This window comes from Streptomyces sp. NPDC006265, from assembly GCF_040613555.1.
Classification (GTDB): domain Bacteria; phylum Actinomycetota; class Actinomycetes; order Streptomycetales; family Streptomycetaceae; genus Streptomyces.
This window is the reverse complement of the sequence record NZ_JBEXSH010000129.1, coordinates 1-14412: the sequence shown is the minus strand read 5'-3', so window position 1 is coordinate 14412 and position 14412 is coordinate 1. Positions and strand designations below refer to the sequence as shown.

Annotated in this window: 17 protein-coding genes; 7 read left to right on the top strand and 10 right to left on the bottom strand. The window is 72.2% G+C overall.

The genetic code is table 11. From position 1 onward, the window contains the following. Positions 1-121 precede the first annotated feature (121 nt). The gene (locus ABZ281_RS13610) at positions 122-508 is read left to right on the top strand and encodes an STAS domain-containing protein (protein ID WP_356655137.1); all 387 of its coding nucleotides are present in this window, start codon (positions 122-124) and stop codon (positions 506-508) included. On the opposite strand, the gene ABZ281_RS13605 is transcribed toward ABZ281_RS13610, so the two are convergent. The 3 genes from ABZ281_RS13605 to ABZ281_RS13595 all read right to left on the bottom strand — a co-directional run bounded on the left by ABZ281_RS13605 (position 392) and on the right by ABZ281_RS13595 (position 4078). Further along, entirely contained in the window at positions 392-1408 is a 1017-nt protein-coding gene (locus ABZ281_RS13605; RefSeq protein ID WP_356655133.1) for a sigma-70 family RNA polymerase sigma factor, read from the bottom strand. The genes ABZ281_RS13610 and ABZ281_RS13605 overlap by 117 nt on opposite strands. Positions 1409-1559: 151 nt before the next feature. Continuing rightward, positions 1560-2708: a DNA polymerase III subunit beta gene (gene dnaN, locus ABZ281_RS13600; RefSeq protein ID WP_356655131.1), complete on the bottom strand. Its 1149-nt coding sequence runs from the start codon at positions 2706-2708 to the stop codon at positions 1560-1562. Between the two features lie 95 nt (positions 2709-2803). Beyond that, positions 2804-4078, bottom strand: coding sequence for an MFS transporter (locus ABZ281_RS13595; RefSeq protein ID WP_356655129.1), 1275 nt, complete (start codon positions 4076-4078; stop codon positions 2804-2806). Between the two features lie 62 nt (positions 4079-4140). Here ABZ281_RS13595 and ABZ281_RS13590 point away from each other — a divergent pair, with 62 nt between their 5' ends. Beyond that, positions 4141-5100 carry a LysR family transcriptional regulator gene (locus ABZ281_RS13590; RefSeq protein WP_356655127.1) on the top strand — a complete coding sequence of 320 codons (960 nt, stop codon included), beginning with the start codon at positions 4141-4143 and terminating at the stop codon, positions 5098-5100. Positions 5101-5201: 101 nt separating this feature from the next. Here the strand turns inward: ABZ281_RS13590 and ABZ281_RS13585 are convergent, their stop codons facing one another. After that, on the bottom strand, positions 5202-5960 hold the full coding sequence (locus ABZ281_RS13585; protein ID WP_356655125.1) for an alpha/beta hydrolase: 759 nt from the start codon (positions 5958-5960) through the stop codon (positions 5202-5204). A 123-nt stretch (positions 5961-6083) separates the two neighbouring features. On the opposite strand from ABZ281_RS13585, the gene ABZ281_RS13580 reads away from it, so the two are divergent. Then, positions 6084-7241 (top strand): adenosine deaminase, encoded by a 1158-nt coding sequence (locus ABZ281_RS13580; RefSeq protein WP_356655123.1) that lies wholly within the window; start codon positions 6084-6086, stop codon positions 7239-7241. A gap of 141 nt (positions 7242-7382) precedes the next feature. Beyond that, on the top strand, positions 7383-7736 hold the full coding sequence (locus ABZ281_RS13575; protein ID WP_356655121.1) for an ATP-binding protein: 354 nt from the start codon (positions 7383-7385) through the stop codon (positions 7734-7736). A 78-nt stretch (positions 7737-7814) separates the two neighbouring features. On the opposite strand, the gene ABZ281_RS13570 is transcribed toward ABZ281_RS13575, so the two are convergent. The 5 genes from ABZ281_RS13570 to afsQ1 form a co-directional block, all read right to left on the bottom strand. Further along, the gene (locus ABZ281_RS13570) at positions 7815-8027 is read right to left on the bottom strand and encodes a PspC domain-containing protein (protein WP_356655119.1); all 213 of its coding nucleotides are present in this window, start codon (positions 8025-8027) and stop codon (positions 7815-7817) included. A gap of 62 nt (positions 8028-8089) precedes the next feature. Beyond that, a complete protein-coding gene (locus tag ABZ281_RS13565) occupies positions 8090-8674 on the bottom strand; it encodes a VanZ family protein (protein ID WP_356655117.1) in 585 nt (194 codons plus the stop codon). Between the two features lie 85 nt (positions 8675-8759). Then, positions 8760-9380 carry a hypothetical protein gene (locus ABZ281_RS13560; protein ID WP_356655115.1) on the bottom strand — a complete coding sequence of 207 codons (621 nt, stop codon included), beginning with the start codon at positions 9378-9380 and terminating at the stop codon, positions 8760-8762. Next, positions 9377-10924, bottom strand: coding sequence for a HAMP domain-containing sensor histidine kinase (locus ABZ281_RS13555; protein ID WP_356655135.1), 1548 nt, complete (start codon positions 10922-10924; stop codon positions 9377-9379). Before ABZ281_RS13555 ends, ABZ281_RS13560 begins: the two co-directional genes overlap by 4 nt. Before the next feature lie 53 nt (positions 10925-10977). Beyond that, a complete protein-coding gene (gene afsQ1 / locus ABZ281_RS13550; RefSeq protein ID WP_097219620.1) occupies positions 10978-11655 on the bottom strand; it encodes a two-component system response regulator AfsQ1 in 678 nt (225 codons plus the stop codon). A 238-nt stretch (positions 11656-11893) separates the two neighbouring features. Between afsQ1 and ABZ281_RS13545 the strand changes: the two genes are divergently transcribed. Continuing rightward, complete coding sequence (locus ABZ281_RS13545; protein ID WP_356655113.1) at positions 11894-12688, top strand: SigE family RNA polymerase sigma factor; 795 nt, start codon at positions 11894-11896, stop codon at positions 12686-12688. Positions 12689-12906: 218 nt separating this feature from the next. On the opposite strand, the gene ABZ281_RS13540 is transcribed toward ABZ281_RS13545, so the two are convergent. Then, positions 12907-13542: a uridine kinase gene (locus ABZ281_RS13540; RefSeq protein ID WP_356655111.1), complete on the bottom strand. Its 636-nt coding sequence runs from the start codon at positions 13540-13542 to the stop codon at positions 12907-12909. Between the two features lie 334 nt (positions 13543-13876). Here ABZ281_RS13540 and ABZ281_RS13535 point away from each other — a divergent pair, with 334 nt between their 5' ends. Continuing rightward, positions 13877-14116 carry a TetR/AcrR family transcriptional regulator C-terminal domain-containing protein gene (locus ABZ281_RS13535; protein WP_356655109.1) on the top strand — a complete coding sequence of 80 codons (240 nt, stop codon included), beginning with the start codon at positions 13877-13879 and terminating at the stop codon, positions 14114-14116. Further along, positions 14116-14322 (top strand): hypothetical protein, encoded by a 207-nt coding sequence (locus tag ABZ281_RS13530; RefSeq protein WP_356655107.1) that lies wholly within the window; start codon positions 14116-14118, stop codon positions 14320-14322. Before ABZ281_RS13535 ends, ABZ281_RS13530 begins: the two co-directional genes overlap by 1 nt. The last annotated feature ends 90 nt before the right edge of the window (positions 14323-14412 follow it).

Sequence of the window (14412 nt, the reverse complement as noted above, 5' to 3'; positions counted from 1 at the left end):
CACGGCGCGGCCCGGCCTGACGGCGCGGCCCGGCCTGACGGAGCGGGACGGCCTCTCGGCGCGGCCCGGCCTCACGGCGCGCGCCCGGACCGCATACCGCGCGCCGGGATCGACAGCCGCGATGAGTTACGCCCGCCCGCCCGGTCTACCGATCGTGGACGCTATGACACCGCCCGTGCTCGTACTGCCCGGCCCCGTCACCCGGGACGAGGTGAGAGGGCTCAGCGACGATGTGCGGGCACTGCTGCACGGCAGCGGTGCCCGGGTCGTGGTGTGCGACGTCGCGGGCCTGGGGCCGCCGGGCCTCGCCGCCGTCGACCTCCTGGCGAGGCTCCAGCTGGCCGCCCGCCGGGCCGGGGGACGGATCCGGCTGCGCGACCCCGACCCGGCCCTACGCGCCCTGCTCGACCTGGTCGGTCTCCGCTTCGAGGTGGAGGGGGAGGTCGAAGAGCGGGAACCACCGCTGCGTGTCGAGGAAGCAGTGGAATCCGGTGATGCGGCCCTCTGAGATCTCCAGCACCTGGACCGCCCACGGCATGAAGCCGCCCTTGTCCGGGTCCGGCTTGTACTGGGCGAACCCCGGCAGGCCGTTGACCTGGACGGGCACCAGCCGGGAGCCCGCGCAGGGCGCGCCGAGCGTGGTCATGAAGCCGGTGATGTCCCGCGTGCCGGTCAGCCAGAGGTCGAACGGCGGCATCGTCATGACCGCGTCCTCGTGCAGCAGGGCCGTCAGCGCCGTCATGTCGTAGCCCTCGAAGGCCGCCACATAGCGGTCCAGCAGCTTCTGCTGGTCCTCGTCCAGCGGGTCGGACACGGCCGCCTCGGCGCCCGGCTCCTGCCGCTCGGCCAGGGTGGCGCGGGCCCGCTGGAGGGCGCTGTTCACCGACGCCACCGAGGTGTCCAGCAGCTCGGCGACCTCGCTGGCCTTCCAGGCCAGGACCTCGCGCAGGATCAGCACCACACGCTGCTTGGCCGGGAGCTGCTGGAGGGCGGCCATGAAGGCCAGCCGCACGGACTCCTTGGCGACCGCCGCCTCCGCCGGGTCGTGGGTCGTGGGCAGCACACGGGCGTCCGGCATGGGCTCCAGCCAGGTGTTGTCCGGGCGGGGGGAGAGGGCGGCCCGGGCGAGCGGGGTGGACTCGGTCAGGTCCATGGGCCGGGCGCGCTTGTTGCCCGCGGTCAGCATGTCCAGGCACACGTTGGTCGCGATCCGGTAGAGCCAGGAGCGCAGGCTGGAGCGGCCCTCGAACGTGGCGTAGCTGCGCCAGGCACGGACCATCGTGTCCTGCACCGCGTCCTCCGCCTCGAAGGAGGAGCCGAGCATCCGGTAGCAGTACCCCGTCAGCTCGGTTCGGTGTGCCTCCAGCCTGGTGTCCAGGTCCGTCGGTGTCGCCGTGCCGTTCGCCATCTCCACCCACCCCTGTGGACGTTCTGTTCACGCGCCTTTGCGCCCCAGCACTCCGGAAGCTACCGCAGCCCACTGACAACGGCCCCCCGAGCGCACAAAGGCGCAGGTGGAAGCAGTGATCCAAGACCGGCAGGACCGGACCGCCGGGTCTTCACACCAGCTCCTTGACCGACATGAGCAGATGCCGGTGCTCCCCGGCCGCCGCGCCCGCGCCCTCCTCCTTGTCGCCCGGCACCGGGTGCAGCAGAGCCCGCTGCCCCGCCCCGAGCAGTTCAAGCCGCACCCGCGGGCTCTCGAAGGACGACAGCGCGTCCAGCAGGTAGGCCGGGTTGAACGCGACCGGCATCTCGTCGGCGCCGGTCAGCCTGGCGGGCAGCCGCTGGGCCGCCACGTCGTCGCCGTAGCCGGCGCGCAGCCGTACGGAGCCGTCGGCCGAGAAGCCGAGCCGCACCGGACTGTTCGCCTCCGCCACGACCGCGACCCGCCGCACCGCCTCCGCGAGTCCCTCGCGCTCCACCTCGGCGACCGCGGCCCCCGCCATCTCGAACAGCGATGTGTACGCCGGCAGCCGCCCGTCCAGCAGCCGTAGCGCGGTGCGCGTCCGCCCGCCCTCGAACCCGACCAGCCCGCCGCCCCCGCCCGGCTCCCACCCGATCCGCATGTCCCCGCAGCGCCCCAGCGACCGCGCCACGTCCAGCAGCCGCCGCGCCGGCAGCAGGACCTCCACGACCCCGTCCCCGGCGACGGCCTCCGGCTTCCAGCCCAGCCGCCGCACCGCGTACCGGTAGCGGTCCGAGGCCGACAGGGTCATCTCCCCGCCGTCGAACCTCAGCTGGACGCCCGTCAGCAGAGGCAGCGTGTCGTCGCGTCCGGCGGCGACCGCGACCTGGGCGACGGCGGTCGCGAAGGCGGCGGCGCCGACGGTGCCGTACGGCGCGGGCGGTGCGGGCACGGGCGGGTACTCGGCGAGCGACAGCGTCGACAGCCCGAAGCGCGTGCCGTCCGCTTCCACGGTGAACCGCGAGCCCTCCTGCGTACAGCCCACCGGCCCGTCCGGCAGCACCCGGCAGACGTCCAGCAGCCGCCGTCCGAGGACGAGCACCCTCCCGGGCGCCACGACCTCCGCGTCGGCCTCCACCCGGACCGCCGCCTCGAAGTCGAACCCCGTCACGGTCAGCCGCCCCGCGTGCGCCTCCAGCAGCAGTCCGCCCAGCACCGGTACCGGCGTCCGCCCGGGCAGCGCGCGGGCCGCCCGGCCCACCGCGTCGGCGAACTCCGTACGGTCCACCCGGAACTCCATGGAAAATCCCCCTGCTCGGTCCGGTGATCAGTCGGCGCGGACGTTATCCGCACCCACTGACAACCGGCCCCGAACAGGGGGAGTGGCGTCGAGGCTCAGGCAGCCGTGGCCAGTCGCCGGCGCTGCAGCCGGGCCGCCCGGGTCCCGAGGACGGTGATCGTGACGACGCCCAGGACCGCCAGGAGTCCGACCCCGACCGTCCCGGCCCAGCCGCCCGCGTGGAAGGCGATGGCGCCGGCCGTGCTGCCCGCGCTGGAGCCGATGTAGTACGCCGACTGGTACAGCGCCGAGGCCTGGGCGCGGCCGTGCGCGGCCGTCTTGCTGACCGCCGAGGAGGCGACCGCGTGGCCGGCGAAGAACCCCGCCGTGATCAGGACCAGGCCGAGCAGGACCAGCGGGAGGGTGCCCGCCAGGGACAGCAGCAGGCCCGCCGCCGTCGTGCCGCCGCCCGCGTACAGCGCGCCCCGGCGGCCCAGCCGGCCGACCAGCCGCCCCGCCGTGGACGCCGACACCGTACCGACCAGGTACACCAGGAAGATCGAGCCGATGATGCCCTGCGGCAGCGAGAACGGGGCCTCGGTCAGCCGGTACCCGATGACCGTGTACACGCCGCCGAACACCGTCATGAACAGCGCGCCGATCGCGTACAGCCGGCACAGCAGCGGGTTGGACAGGTGGTCGCGGACCGTGCGGGCGAGCACGCGCGGCCGCAGCGAACCGGCCTTGAAGTGCTTCGGGGCGGGCAGCAGCAGCCGGAAGGCCACCGCACACGCCACCGCGATCACGCCGATGACCCCGACGGCGACCCGCCAGCCCCACTCCTGCGCGACCCAGCCGGTGATGACCCGGCCGCTCATCCCGCCCACGCTGTTGCCCGCGACGAACAGGCCGATCGCGGTGATCAGCGCCTTGGGGCTGACCTCCTCCGCGAGGTACGCGGTCGCCGACGCGGGCAGCCCGGCGAGGGCGGCGCCCTGCAGCGCCCGCAGCGCGATCAGCACACCGAGGGAGGGGGCGAGGGGCACCAGCAGCCCCAGCGTGACGGCCACGGCCAGCGACGCGGTCATGACCGCGCGGCGTCCGAAGCGCTCCGACAGGGCGCTCATCGGCAGCACGAACAGCGCCAGTCCGCCCGTCGCGGCCGCCACCGTCCAGCTCGCGTCGCTCGCCGCCACCCCGAACTCGCCGGAGATCAGCGGGAGCAGGGCCTGGGTGGAGTACAGCAGCGCGAAGGTCGCGACACCCGCGAGGAAGAGGGCGAAGCTCATCCGGCGGTAGCCGGGTCCGCCCGGCGAGACACGGGAGTCGGCAGCAGGGACAGGGACATCGGCGCCCACGACGGTGGACGCCCCGGTACTGGCGGGAGACATGCCTCGAACGTACGGACAGCCCACTCATCCGTCCAATGCATGGAACGGTCATAATCATTCCCATGGTGCATCAACCGAGCTCACGGCCCCGCCTGTCACCAAGCAGTGACACAGAAGACATGGCAGAGATGTCGAAACTGCTGGCGCCGCGCCTCGCGTACTTCGCGGGCGTCGCCCGCACCGAGCACGTCACCCGCGCCGCCCAGGAGATGAACGTCCCCCAGTCCACCCTGTCCCGCTCCATGGCCCGCCTGGAGCAGGACCTGGGCGTCGACCTGTTCGCCCGGCACGGCCGCACGGTCTCCCTCACCCCGGCCGGCCGCACCTTCCTCGCCTCCGTCGAACGCGCCCTGGCCGAGGTCGAGCGCGCCGCCGAGGAGGTGCGCGCCGACGCCGACCCGGCCACCGGCAAGGTCGCTTTCGGCTTCCTGCACACCATGGGCGCCGAGACCGTCCCGGGCCTGTTGCACGCCTTCCGCGCCGACCACCCGCGCGTCCGCTTCAGCCTCGTCCAGAACTACGGCGAGGCCATGCTGGAGCGCCTGCGCGCAGGCGAACTCGACCTGTGCCTGACGTCGCCGGTGCCGGACGCCCCCGACCTGGTGGCCCGCCGCCTGGACGAGCAGAAGCTGCGCCTGGTCGTCCCCGCCGATCACTCCCTGGCCGGCCGTCGCCGCATCCGCCTCGCCGAGGCCGCGGACGAAACCTTCGTCACCCTGGAGCCCGGCTACGGCCTGCGCCGCATCACCGACGACCTCTGCAAGGAGGCCGGCTTCAAGCCCCGCATCGCCTTCGAGGGCGAGGAGGCGGAAACCCTGCGGGGTTTGGTGGCGGCGGGCCTGGGAGTCGCCCTCCTGCCTCCACCGGCGGTCCCGCGCCCGGAGGTTGTGGAACTCACGGTGACGGCCCCCCGAGCGGCCCGAGAGATCGGCGTGGCCTGGCTGGAAGGCCACCCGGACACACCCCCGGTGGCGGCTTTCAAGAAGTTCCTGCTCTCGAGGAGGGGGAGCCTTCTGCCCTGATCTTGGGGGCACGGGGCTGTATCGATCTGCGGCTCCGCCGCGTGGGCGCGAGCAACCACACACCCAACCGCACCCCGAAAACCACAAGCACCCCGACGGCGCTACCGCCTCGAAGGACTGAACCCCGCAGCCAATGGCATCCGCAACCCCAACGGTGGCGGCGCCGCGAACGCGTCCCGCACGGGCCGCGACACCGCCCGCCCGAACAACGCCCCCATCACGAAGTCCTCGGCCAGAGCCAGCACTTCGTCCCGGTACTGATGCAACCCGTGCCCGTCCGCGTGCACTTCGAACCGGCACACGTCCCGGTTCGCCTTCTTCGCCCGCGCCGCCAGCCGGAACGACAGCTCGGGATCCGTCCGCCCGTCGTTCGTGCCGTGCACGATCAGCACCTGGCGCCCGACCAGCTGCTTCACCGGTTCGGGTGTCGCGGCGACATCCTCCTCCGGCAGCCAAGGGGCGAGCGCCAGCACGGAGTTGACGGCCTCGTGGCCACCCGCCCGCAAGCCCGCCCGGCCGCCCATCCCGACCCCGACGAGGCAGACCGGGACGTCCCCGTACCGCCGTACGATCTCGTCGGCCGCCCAGGTCGTGTCCTGGGCGAGATGGGCCTCGCTGCCGTTCCACCCGCGGTAGCGGTAGTGCACGACGTGTGCCGCGACGCCCTCGTCCCGGCCCGCCCGGGCCAGTCGGCGCCCGATGCCGCGCATGGAGGCGGTCGCCAGCATGGGTGACGGTCTGCGGCCGGATACCTCGTCGCCGCCGGGGAGCAGCAGCACCGCGCCGCTCACCGCCGTCGGCTCCGGACCGAGTGACCTGCCCAGCCGGGCCCTGCGAACCGGCGTCGCTTGGTGTGCCATGACAGAACAGTGTCAGAAGAGCGGGTGTACACGACCCGTCCTCGGGATCACCGTTACGTATCGACGAAAACGCATAGCATCCGGGAACGCGCCATCTACGCGCGTAGGAGTTAGAGTGCGGAAATGACGAGCCAGACCATTGCGAACACCCCGACACCGGACCAGATCCGCCGGGCGCCCAAGGTTCTGCTGCACGACCACCTCGACGGCGGTCTGCGTCCCGGCACGATCGTCGAACTCGCCCGCGCGAACGGCTACACCCAGCTCCCCGACACCGATCCCGAGAAGCTCGGCGTCTGGTTCCGTGAGGCCGCCGACTCCGGCTCCCTGGAACGGTACCTGGAGACGTTCTCCCACACCGTCGGCGTCATGCAGACCCGCGACGCCCTGGTCCGGGTCGCCGCCGAGTGCGCCGAGGACCTGGCCGCGGACGGCGTCGTCTACGCCGAGGTGCGCTACGCCCCCGAACAGCATCTGGAGGGCGGCCTCAGCCTCGAACAGGTCGTCGAGGCCGTCAACGAGGGCTTCCGTGAAGGGGAGCGGCGTGCGCGGGAGAACGGCCTGCGCATCCGCGTCGGCGCGCTCCTCACCGCCATGCGGCACGCGGCCCGCGCCCTGGAGATCGCCGAACTCGCCAACCGCCACCGCGACCTGGGAGTGGTGGGCTTCGACATCGCGGGCGCCGAAGCCGGCTACCCGCCCACCCGGCACCTCGACGCCTTCGAGTACCTCAAGCGCGAGAACAACCACTTCACGATCCATGCCGGCGAGGCCTTCGGTCTGCCCTCCATCTGGCAGGCGCTCCAGTGGTGCGGCGCCGACCGGCTCGGGCACGGTGTGCGGATCATCGACGACATCCAGGTCCACGAGGACGGCCGGGTCGAACTCGGGCGGCTCGCCTCCTACGTCCGGGACAAGCGCATCCCGCTGGAGCTGTGCCCGAGCTCCAACCTCCAGACCGGAGCGGCCGCCTCGTACGCCGAGCACCCCATCGGGCTGCTGCGCCGGCTGCATTTCCGTGCCACCGTCAATACGGACAATCGCCTTATGTCGCACACCAGCATGAGCCGGGAATTCGAGCACCTCGTCGAGGCATTCGGATACACGCTCGACGACATGCAGTGGTTCTCTGTCAATGCGATGAAATCAGCGTTCATTCCTTTCGATGAACGACTGGCCATGATCAATGACGTCATCAAGCCCGGATACGCCGAGCTGAAATCCGAATGGCTGTTCCGTCAGGCCGCTTCCACCAGCGGTTCTGCCGATTCGGAAGGCTGATTCGGGGGTATTCGGCGCGCAGCGGATGCGGGTGGTGTTCACAATCCGTCCGCATTTCGATGTTTGCGGCGGGTGGCGCCGGGTGTTTACGGTCGCTGGACCGCTCACCCACCCCGTCATCCCGTTACGAGGACGCATTTCATGAAGCAGTCTGCTGCCAAGTCCCTCGGTGTCGCCGCTCTCGGTGCCGCCTTCGCCGCCGCCGGCGCGGGCGCCGCCAACGCCGCCCCGGCCCTCCCGGACACCGCCCAGACGCTGGAGACCGTCACCGCGGCGCTCCCGGCGGAGCAGCTCTCCCAGACGCTGCCGGGCTCGGGTGAGGCGCTGGGGCAGGGGCAGACGGCGGACGGTGCCGGCCTGGCCGCCGCGCAGCCGGTCGCCGAGCAGGCGCTCGCCAACGACCCGACGGGCCCGGCCGCCAAGCTGCTGGGCGGGCTCCCGGTGCAGGGCCTGCCCACGCACGGCCTGCCGGTGAACGGCGTGCCGGTCGGCTGATCCTCCCGCCGAGGTGGACACATGCCGATGGGGCGCACCCGCACGGGGTGCGCCCCATCGGCGTTTCCGCAGAGCGCGTCACCAGGCCGTCTGGGTCTTGCCGTGGGCCTTGTCCTCCGAGGGGAGCACGATCCACAGCGCGATGTACAGCAGAAATTGCGGGCCCGGCAGCAGACACGAGACCAGGAAGATCACCCGCATCGTCGTCGCGGAGGTGCCGAAGCGCCGTGCCAGTGCGGCGCACACTCCGCCGATCATGCGGCCGTGGGTGGGGCGGGCGAGGCGGGACATGTGCGACTCCTTCGTGAGGGTGTGTGAGGCCTCTCCTCCGAGTACCCCGTCTGCACTCCACGCTACGGAGACGAAGGGGGCAAAGCGTCGCTCCACGGGGCGATCCCGACCCTGGGAATCGTCGGGGTCCGACCCTGAGCCGTCTCCTCCGGGGACAGGGGCGCGCGGAGCAGGCGGGCGGTGGTACGACGGCGCAGCCGGGAGCGGCCCGCCGGAACCAGCGCCAGATGCGCGAGGGCCACGCCCAGGGTGTTCAGGAACAGCGAGTCGACGTCGACGACCTGACCGGGCACGCCCGTCTGCAGCAGTTCGATGCCCCAGGAGAGGAGGGCGCCGGCCGCGACGGTGCGCAGCAGGGACGCCAGCGGCGAGACGACCAGCCTGCCGCCGACCAACGGCAGCAGCACACCCAGCGGGGCGAGCAGGGCCAGCCCCTCACCGATCCGGCGGGCCGCCCCCGGCCAGCCCAGGGCCAGATCGGCCCGGATACCGGCGAACGGCCGCAGATTGGCGGGCATCACCCAGGGCACGTCCAGCGGCCGTAGCGTGAACCAGGCGATGAACGCGAGGTGGGCGACGAGGAGGACACCCCCTGTCGCACGGATGCGGAACGCGGCGCTGCCGCCGATGGAGCCTTGACGCTGCACGCACCCCAAGACGCGGTCTCCGGCAGGATCGGTTCCGGGATGGGCCCCGGTAGACCTGTGAGGCATGCGCCACAGCCCGGGCGGATCACTCCCCGGCCACGTCCATCGACGGCGGTTCCTTGCTGCCCGGCCGGGCCCGCACCGCGTCGGTGCACTCGTAGCGGCGCGGTGCCTCGGCGCCCGGCCCGCCCAGCACCACCGAACCGTCCCCCTCGGCCGCCGCCGAGTCGGAGAAGGTGCAGACGACCTGTGCGAGGGCGTACGAGGTGAGCCCGGCCGGTGGCGTGCTCAGCCGCAGTGTGTCCTCCGGGTCGCCGGGGCGCGGCCCGCCGACGGAGATGCCGCCGCGCACGTCCGTGCTGTAGCCGGCTTCCTTCTCGGCGGCCGACGGCGGTGCGGCGAGCTGGTCCAGCAGGCCCTGCGCGACCAGGATGCGCCGCTCGGAGTCTGCCGCGCCGTCCGGGACCCGTACGGTCCGGTCGACGGTCACCAGCGAGGACCCGCACAGCAGGAACACCTGCACCGGCAGCCCGCGGGCGGCCTGGGTGGAGACGTCCGGCTCGGCGAGCGAGCACTGCACCCGCGAGGGCGCCGGCCCGAAGTTCGTCGGCACCTCCGTGGCCCGGATCCCGCAGCCGGCCAGCAGCACGGCGAGCGCCGGAACGGCCAGCAGGCGGGGCACGGCCGCGCGACGTGCGGTCGTCATGCGTCCCCCTTCGTGTCCTCGTCCTGAGGCCGGTCGGTGTCGCTCCCGGGCGTCAGCCCGTCCTCGGCGGGCTGCGCCTCCGCCGGGGACGTGCCGCGCGGGAGCCGCAGGGTGAACACCGCGCCCGAGTCGGGTGAATTGGCCGCGGTGATCTCGCCGCCGTGGATGTGGGCGTTCTCCAGCGCGATGGACAGTCCCAGGCCGCTGCCCTCGGAACGCGGCCGGGAGGCGCTGGCCTTGTAGAAGCGGTCGAAGACGTGCGGCAGGACGTCCTCCGGGATGCCGGGCCCGTGGTCCTGCACCTCGATGACGATCGAGTCGTCCGCCTCCCGCACGGACACCCGCACCGGGGAACCGCCGTGCTTGAGCGCGTTGCCGATGAGGTTGGCCAGGATGACGTCCAGGCGTCGCGGATCCAGCCGGGCGTGCAGGCCGCGCTCGGCGTCCAGCTCGACCGCGTCCAGCCAGGCGCGGGCGTCGATGCAGGCGGTGATCTGGTCGGCGAGGTCCACGTCGTCCAGGACGAGCCGGGCGGTACCCGCGTCGAAGCGGGTGACCTCCATCAGGTTCTCGACCAGGTCGTTCAGCCGCCGGGTCTCGCTGACCACCAGCCGGACGGCGGGCTCGATCATCGGGTCCATGCTCCCGGTCTCCGCCTCCAGCTCCTCCTCCAGGATCTCCGTCACGGCGGTGATCGCGGTGAGGGGGGTACGGAGCTCATGGCTCATGTCCGCGACGAACCGCCGGGACGCCTCGTCCCGCGCGGCCATGTCCTCGACCCGTTTCTCCAGCGCCTCGGCCGCGTCGTTGAACGTCCGTGACAGGTCGGCCAGTTCATCGGTCCCGGACACCCGCAGCCGGGTGTCCAGCTTGCCCTCGCCGAGCCGCCGCGCGGCCGTCCCGAGCCGCTGCACCGGCTTCAGCACGGTCGTCGCCGCGGCCTGCGCGAGCAGCGCCGAGCCGATCAGTGCGAGTCCCGTGGCGATGCCCAGCGACCAGGCCAGCGAGTTGAGGTCCTTGGCCTCCGGCTCCAGCGACTTGAGCATGTAACCGGTCGGGCCGCCGCCGATCACCCGCGTACCGGCCACCAGGTACGGGGTGTCGTGGTCGGCTATCCGCTGCCAGTACAGGTGGTACGGGTGCTTGTTGGACCCGTCGACCTTCTGCGTCCGGTTCACCGCCGTGCGCAGCGACTTCGGCACGTCGCGCAGCGAGAAGCCGTTCAGCCCGCCGGAGCTGCCGTAGACGGTCCGGCCCTCGGGGTCGCGGCCGACCAGCAGCACGCTGAAGCGCTGGTCGCTGCCCGCCATCTGGCCCGCGGTGTGCTGCAGTTCGTCCTGGGTCGGACGCTCGGGCAGCGCGGCCGCCCGGTTCTGCATCTCCTGCTCGAAGTCGCGCAGCACGGCGTCCTGGGTGCGGGTGAGCACGGCCTCGCGGTTGAGCCAGTACGCGATCCCCGACGCGGACACGGCGGCCGTCAGGGCCACCAGGCCGAAGACGACGACCAGTCGCAGCCGCAGGCTGGTGAAGCGCAGCCGCGACAGAACTCCCTTGCGCTCCGCGGTCCAGCCGCGGTTCCCCCCGTGGTCCCCCTGGGTCACTGAGGCGCGTCCAGCCGGTAGCCGACGCCCCGCACGGTACGGATCAGCGTCGGGGACGACGGCACGTCCTCGACCTTGGCGCGCAGCCGCTGGACACACGCGTCCACGAGCCGCGAGTCGCCCAGGTAGTCGTGCTCCCACACCAGCCGCAGCAGCTGCTGCCGGGACAGTGCCTGGCCCGGCCGCCGGCTCAGCTCCAGCAGCAGCCGCAGCTCGGTCGGCGTGAGCTGGAGGTCCTCGCCGTTCTTCGTCACGGTCATCGCCGAGCGGTCGATGACCAGGCTGCCGAAGCTCGCCGCGTCGTTCGACTCCCGCTCGCCGCGCCGCAGCACGGCCCGGATCCGGGCGTCGAGCACCCGCCCCTGGACCGGTTTGACGACATAGTCGTCGGCGCCGGACTCCAGCCCGACCACCACGTCGATGTCGTCATTGCGTGCGGTCAGCAGAATGATCGGCAACTGGTCCGTGCGCCGGATGCGCCGGCACACCTCGAACCCGTCGATGCCGGGCAGCATCACATCCAGCACGATCAGATCCGGCCGCTGCTCGCGAAGGAGCTTCAGACCGTCCTCACCGCTGGCAGCGGTCGCCACGCGGTGGCCCTGGCGCGTCAGTGAGAGCTCCAGGGCCGTCCGGATGGCGTCGTCGTCCTCGATCAGCAACAGGGAAGGCACGCACTCATTCTGGCCCATGGAGGGGCCGGGGATCGACCGGTGGGCCCCAGTCGGTGCGGCCGGTACCGCCGACGCGTGTGGACGAACTGTGGTCGACCTGTGGCCGACCCCTGTGACAGGTCTGTGACAGTCGGCGGACACGGCCATGAAAGTGCCGCGGCAAGCTTTTCGGCACAGGCAAGGAAGTCCGCCCCAACCGGCGGGCCGCACACCGGAAGTCCACGACGGGGGGCGCGAGATGAACACGCTGCACGGCATCAGCACCAGCGCAGTTGTCACGCGTCTGCACGACTTGCACAGGGGTTCCGAGAAGTCCGGTGCTGATGGGGGTACCTCCCTGCTCGAGCGCAGCCGAGAGCTTGGGGGAGGGCGGGGATGCGCTCGCGGCGCCGGGCGTCAGCACACCGCGTTCATGACGGTGGTCGACGCACCCACGGGGGAGTGCAAGGGGACGGGGGCGGCTCACGGGGGAGCCGCGTACGGGGAGGGCTCGGGGGAGCGCCGTTCGCTGACGGAGGCGGAATTCACCGCCTATGTCCAGGAGCGTCGCGCCTCCCTGTACGCAACCGCCTACCACCTCACCGGTGACCGCTTCGAGGCCGAGGACCTGCTGCAGAGCGCGCTGTTCTCGACCTACCGGGCGTGGGACCGGATCAGTGACAAGGCCGCGGTCGGCGGATACCTACGGCGCACCATGACCAATCTGCACATCAGCGCCTGGCGGCGCCGCAAGCTCAACGAGTACCCGACCGAGGAACTGCCGGAGACGGTCGGCGACACGGACGCGATGCGCGGCACCGAGCTGCGCGCGGTCCTGTGGCAGGCGCTGGCCCGGCTGCCCGAACTCCAGCGCACCATGCTGGTCCTGCGCTACTACGAGGGCCGCACGGACCCGGAGATCGCGGAGATCCTCGACATCAGTGTCGGCACGGTGAAGTCCAGCATCTGGCGGTCGCTCCGCCGGCTGCGCGAGGACGAGGTCCTCAGCTTCGGCCGTGACGAGGAGGACGCCTTCGGCGAGCTTGTCGCCTGAAGGTCGGGGGGAGCACCACAAGGGGGCCCACGGGGGAACCGGGGAGACGCTGGGGGGCGTCTTCGCGGGAGAGTGGGGGACTGCGGGGACGCCGGGGGGCGTCATCGCGGGAGAGCGGGGGACTCGGGGGAGGACAACGGGGTACGGAAGCGGGACTGGAGGGCCGGGGGGTCCGTCCAGTCCCGCTTTCCTTTGTGCCCTGACCGTGCCCCGACCGGCTAGGCCGCCGTACGGAGGCTCGCGCACCGGCCGGCCGCCGCTGCCGCCAGTCGGCCCATCGCCTCGTCGCGGTCACAGGCGTACGCGCCCAGCGCCGTCTGGCGGGCGACGATCGTGCGCTCCTGCCGCATCAGGCGCCAGCCGCGGCGCAGCAGGAACGGCACCGACTTGCGGCCCTCCCTCAGATCCCGCAGGAACCGGCGGCGGAAGGTCTTCACCGGGCCGCGGCTCAGGCACAGCGCGTCGGCGAGGACGCCGAGTTCGCGGCAGCGCGTGACGATCTCCGCGGCGAAGATGCCCTCCGCGATGAACAGCGGGGTCCGTCCGATGTCGACCGTCTCCTCACCGGTGCGGGCGCTGAGCGAGAGGTCGTAGAGGGGAACTTCCGTGCGGCCCGTGCGGCAGAGCCGGGTGATCGCGGCGACGGCGGTGTCCGCGTCCCACGAGTCGGGATGGTCCCAGTCGATGTCGGAGCTCTCCGCCACCAGCGGCAGCGTGGGGTCGTCGGCCTCCTTGTAGAAGTCGTCGAGCCGGAGCACCGGGAGGCCGGAGCGGGCCGCGAGGAGGGACTTGCCGGAGCCGGAAGGGCCGCAGAGCAGCACGACTCGCGTCGGTAGGGGCAGTGGAGAACTCACGGGACACCAGTGTGAGGCATCCACCGGGGGCCGTACGACCCCGCGGGTCGCCTTTGATGCGCGCGTCACACCTCAACTACCCTCGGTCGCGGTCTGATTACCCAGTGCATCAGAAGGTGGCAGCCTTGGCCGTCCTCGCGACCGCGGGTGTGGCACTGGCGGCGGGTACGGTGTCGGCCGCGGCGGAAACGACCTCGATCCTGGGCGTGGTCAACACCCGCCCCGCCTCCCTCGGCAAGATCGACCCCGAGTCCGGCCTCCAGGCCGCGGCCGCCACCCTCGGCTACGTCACCGGCCCGGTCGCCGGCCGCTCGCCCACCCGTGGATGGCGGTCATGCCCACCCCTGTCATCATGCTCACCCCGTCACGGATGGCCGTGGCGGAACGGCAGCTGGCCGCGCTCGCCGTCTGCGGCCTGGCCGCCGACTCGGTGATGGCCGCCTTCCGGGCCGTCACCTCCTTCGTGCACGGCTCGGCCCAGACCGAGATCGCCCTGCGCGACTACCGGGACGCCACGGCTGGACCAGCGGTGACGAGACCCGCGAGGCACTCGCCCCCCAGATGCGCTACCTGATGAGCACGGGCCGCTACCCGGCCTTCGAGCGGTACGCCCTCGGCGCGACCCGCAAGGACGACCGGGCCGGGGAGTTCGCCCTCGGCCTCGACTGCGTGCTCGACGGCATCGGGCAGCGGCTCGGGATCCGAGGCGGGACGGACACGGAGAAGCCCCGGGCCTCCTGGACGGAGGAGGACCGGGGCTTCGGCTGTGAGGGCGGCTAGTCCCATCCTCCGCACATGACCGGTTCGGGTGATCTGATGATGTGACCGGTACCTGGACGGGTGTGACTCGTTGAGTGGACGTGCCGATAT

Bases quoted from the DNA above. Each gene is read 5' to 3' on its own strand.
- ABZ281_RS13585 (WP_356655125.1), bottom strand. From the start codon at position 5,960: ATGGCACACCAAGCGACGCCGGTTCGCAGGGCCCGGCTGGGCAGGTCA.
- ABZ281_RS13545 (WP_356655113.1), top strand. From the start codon at position 11,894: ATGAACACGCTGCACGGCATCAGCACCAGCGCAGTTGTCACGCGTCTG.
- ABZ281_RS13530 (WP_356655107.1), top strand. From the start codon at position 14,116: ATGAGCACGGGCCGCTACCCGGCCTTCGAGCGGTACGCCCTCGGCGCG.
- ABZ281_RS13580 (WP_356655123.1), top strand. From the start codon at position 6,084: ATGACGAGCCAGACCATTGCGAACACCCCGACACCGGACCAGATCCGC.
- dnaN (WP_356655131.1), bottom strand. From the start codon at position 2,708: ATGGAGTTCCGGGTGGACCGTACGGAGTTCGCCGACGCGGTGGGCCGG.
- ABZ281_RS13575 (WP_356655121.1), top strand. From the start codon at position 7,383: ATGAAGCAGTCTGCTGCCAAGTCCCTCGGTGTCGCCGCTCTCGGTGCC.
- ABZ281_RS13570 (WP_356655119.1), bottom strand. From the start codon at position 8,027: ATGTCCCGCCTCGCCCGCCCCACCCACGGCCGCATGATCGGCGGAGTG.
- ABZ281_RS13605 (WP_356655133.1), bottom strand. From the start codon at position 1,408: ATGGCGAACGGCACGGCGACACCGACGGACCTGGACACCAGGCTGGAG.
- ABZ281_RS13595 (WP_356655129.1), bottom strand. From the start codon at position 4,078: ATGTCTCCCGCCAGTACCGGGGCGTCCACCGTCGTGGGCGCCGATGTC.
- ABZ281_RS13535 (WP_356655109.1), top strand. From the start codon at position 13,877: ATGCCCACCCCTGTCATCATGCTCACCCCGTCACGGATGGCCGTGGCG.
- ABZ281_RS13610 (WP_356655137.1), top strand. From the start codon at position 122: ATGAGTTACGCCCGCCCGCCCGGTCTACCGATCGTGGACGCTATGACA.
- ABZ281_RS13560 (WP_356655115.1), bottom strand. From the start codon at position 9,380: ATGACGACCGCACGTCGCGCGGCCGTGCCCCGCCTGCTGGCCGTTCCG.
- ABZ281_RS13590 (WP_356655127.1), top strand. From the start codon at position 4,141: ATGGTGCATCAACCGAGCTCACGGCCCCGCCTGTCACCAAGCAGTGAC.